The 2,825-nt window shown below is 69.5% G+C and carries 4 protein-coding genes and 1 pseudogene; all 5 read right to left on the bottom strand.

Annotation, left to right across the window (positions count from 1 at the left end):
* Positions 1 to 111: 111 nt before the first annotated feature.
* Positions 112 to 393: a hypothetical protein gene (locus tag C2142_RS37345; RefSeq protein WP_148647171.1), complete on the bottom strand. Its 282-nt coding sequence runs from the start codon at positions 391 to 393 to the stop codon at positions 112 to 114.
* A gap of 199 nt (positions 394 to 592) precedes the next feature.
* Complete coding sequence (locus tag C2142_RS37350) at positions 593 to 739, bottom strand: hypothetical protein (RefSeq protein ID WP_153882855.1); 147 nt, start codon at positions 737 to 739, stop codon at positions 593 to 595.
* A 103-nt stretch (positions 740 to 842) separates the two neighbouring features.
* Positions 843 to 1,169, bottom strand: a complete 327-nt coding sequence (locus C2142_RS37355) for a MazG-like family protein (RefSeq protein WP_148647172.1) — start codon at positions 1,167 to 1,169, stop codon at positions 843 to 845.
* Between the two features lie 322 nt (positions 1,170 to 1,491).
* A complete protein-coding gene (locus tag C2142_RS37360; protein ID WP_148647173.1) occupies positions 1,492 to 1,941 on the bottom strand; it encodes a hypothetical protein in 450 nt (149 codons plus the stop codon).
* Positions 1,942 to 2,549: 608 nt separating this feature from the next.
* Positions 2,550 to 2,825 (bottom strand): annotated as a pseudogene (locus C2142_RS41300) (purine permease); the annotation flags it as partial.

Here is a 2,825-nt window from a genome sequence, read left to right on the forward strand (position 1 = left end):
GGCGTCGTCCCCCCGCACGGGACATAAGAGGCCGGTCCCGCCCGGCTGCTGGCGCCGGGGAGCGGACGGCGCCTTTCGGGCAGCGTTCGTACGGTGATCGAGCAGCGTGGGTCAGGCAGAGCGGACGGCACGGTCGCAGTCCCGGCAGACTCTCCCGGTCCCGTGCCACTTCGGCGGGTACCAGGGGGAACCGGGGGCGGACGGCCGGTAGTCCACGGTCTGCATCCGCCGAGTGTCCGCACCGCACAGAGTGTGGTCGCCAGGGGCGCCGGGCACGGACGGGTCGGCCTCGGCCGCGTGCACGGCACGCACGCCCTCGACGTACTCCTCGCCGCCGCTGCCGAGGTGGTCCACCCGTTGAAGCTCGGGTTCCAGAAGCACGATCAGACTCATCACCCCACCCTCGGTGGGAACGCACCGCGGCGCATCCGGGATCAGGCCGTCGGGGCGAGCCGCGCGAGGACCCGTACGCGCAGGACGACGGCCGCGATTGCCGCTCCAGCTGTTCGCCGCGTAGTGGATCGTCGCGACCCGGCCGTGAGCCCGGTCGTGGGCGATCACGGCCACGGCCTGGCGAAGTCTCTCCACAGTGCTACCTCCAAGACGGCTGAGCGGATGGGGGCTTCAGGCGGTCGGCGCTCGGTGGGCGCGGCTGGTCCAGGACGGTGCGGGCGTAGCCGAGGATCTCCCCGTCGTGGTGGTGGTCGAGCGCCCGGCGCAGGGTGCCGAAGTCGATCACTGGAAGAGCTCCTCGGTCCGTGGGCAACACGGGGTCAGCCAGCGGCCGGCTGCCGCGGGTCGGTCCACCGCTCGACCTGCTTCGTCCTTCGGCGGCCGGCAGGTCAGGTACGGGTGACGTCCTTCGTGTCGCGGGTGGCGACCGAGCGGAGGTGCTCCTCGAAGAACCTGCGGGGGTCTCCGCCCATCCGGGCGAGCATCACCAGGGCGGACAGGGCCACGTCGCAGGTCTCCTTGCGCACGTCGTCCCAGTCGTGGGAGTGGCCTTTCCGGGGGTTGGCGCCGAGCGCCCCGATGACGGCCTCGGCGACCTCTCCGGCCTCCTCCTGGAGCTTGAGGGCCTGTACGGCCCAGCGCTGCTCGTCGCTGCGGTCGTAGTGCGAATCGAGCTTTGTGGCAAGGGAGTTGACGACATTCCAGATCTCTTCCATGGGGGAGATCCTGCCGCTGTTCGAATGGGTCGATCAAGCCGGGCGGTTCCCGGCGAGCCTGGGTCTTTTCGATTTCCTGCCGGGGCGGGCAGGTGCCTCTGCGCAGGCGATGGCCACCTCTTCGGCGATGCCGGGCCGGCGTGGGATCGTGTGTCCTGCGGGCGTTGGGGGTGATGACGGGCGTGCGTGGCGGAGGCGAAGGCACAGCGCGTGCCGTCAGGAGGGTGTCCGGCTCTTCGGTTCTCACAACCCGATGCTGGACACCCTCCCTACAGGTCCGGCGCAGACAACGGTGATCCCAGCCGGCCTCGGTACTACTCGATCAGCCGATCCGCGTGAGTGTGTACCGGTAGGTGATCTTGCCGTCGGCCGAGGCGGTCTTCTCCGCGCTCAGGCTCGTCTTGCCGTTGAGCTCGCCCAGGTCGGGACGGATCTCCTCGTCGACCGTGGCGATCTTGTCGTCCGAGTTCCAGTCGTCCTGCTCCATCAACCGGATCTGCAGGCGGAAGGCGGTGGACTGATTCAGAGCGTCCTCGTCGAAGTGCCTCCGCGAGGACCGGTCCGCGGGAAGTTTGAAGAACTCGCCCGCCCGCATGCCCGCAATGTCCGAGCGCTTGTTTCCGAAGGCGTTCTCGTAGGAAGGGTTCCACAGGGTCAGGTCGTCCAGCAGGATCTTGCCGTAGATCTCGCCCACGGGGTCGTCGGAGTCCTCACTGACGTCGTCGATCCGCACCCAGTCGAGCTTCAGCTCGTATTCCACTACGCTACTCATGTTCCCTCCAGGAAACAGGGGTTCAGAGACAGAGTGGTCCGCGCGTCGACGGCGCGGACCCGGACGGGCCACCCCGCTGCGGCCTCGGCCTGAGGTGCCCGCGCTCACGCTAGGGTCGACTGACTCGCTCGTCTGCCGTGTCCGCGCCGTGATCGCCCGTTCAGCGGAGTACGACCACCTGAGCGCAGTGCGTCCCGGACGTTGCGAGTGGTTCAAGGAGACAGACCTCCGGCCGGGGGCTCCCGAGGTCCGTCCGTCAGCTGATCGAGTCCGCCAACGGTACCCGCAACGGTCGGTTCGGCCTCGAACAGCACGGTGGTCCCACCATTGAGGGCGTCGCCGCCCGGAGCGGCCGGTGACGGCCGGCCATGACGTGCGCGATCTGGCACAACCGCATCACCGGCCGACCCGTCACCCGCTCACTGACCGCCTGCCACCACTGACCGCCTGCCACCACTGACCGACTTCGGGACCACTTGGGCCCGCCCCACCCCGACCGGCCTGTCCAGGAGACCCGAATGATGCCCCCGCTGCGCCGCCATCCGTGAGGTCGGCCGGGTGGCCGGCGGACGGGCCGGGCGGCAGGTGCGCCCGGTCCGTCGGAGGGGTCAGGCGGTGTCCCCCACCCGTCCGAGGGCCTCGACCTGCTCCTCCGGCACGTACGCGGGCGGGACCTCGCGCCCCCGGCCCAGGTGGTTGAAGAGCAGGTTCAGGGTGACCGCCAGCAGGCAGCCCACCGAGATGCCCGAGTTCAGCACGGTCGCGATCTGTTCCGGGAAGGCCTGGTAGAAGGTGGGGAAGGCGATCGGGAAGATGCCGAACGCAAGGCTGACCGCCACGATGATCGCGTTCGACCCGATGCTCAGGTCCGCCTTGCCCAGCGT

The sequence above is a fragment of the Streptomyces sp. CB01881 genome (assembly GCF_002953255.1).
In the GTDB taxonomy this organism is placed as follows: domain Bacteria; phylum Actinomycetota; class Actinomycetes; order Streptomycetales; family Streptomycetaceae; genus Kitasatospora.

Coding starts and splice junctions, on each gene's coding strand:
- C2142_RS37360 (WP_148647173.1), bottom strand. CDS start 1,941: ATGAGTAGCGTAGTGGAATACGAGCTGAAGCTCGACTGGGTGCGGATC.
- C2142_RS37345 (WP_148647171.1), bottom strand. CDS start 393: ATGAGTCTGATCGTGCTTCTGGAACCCGAGCTTCAACGGGTGGACCAC.
- C2142_RS37355 (WP_148647172.1), bottom strand. CDS start 1,169: ATGGAAGAGATCTGGAATGTCGTCAACTCCCTTGCCACAAAGCTCGAT.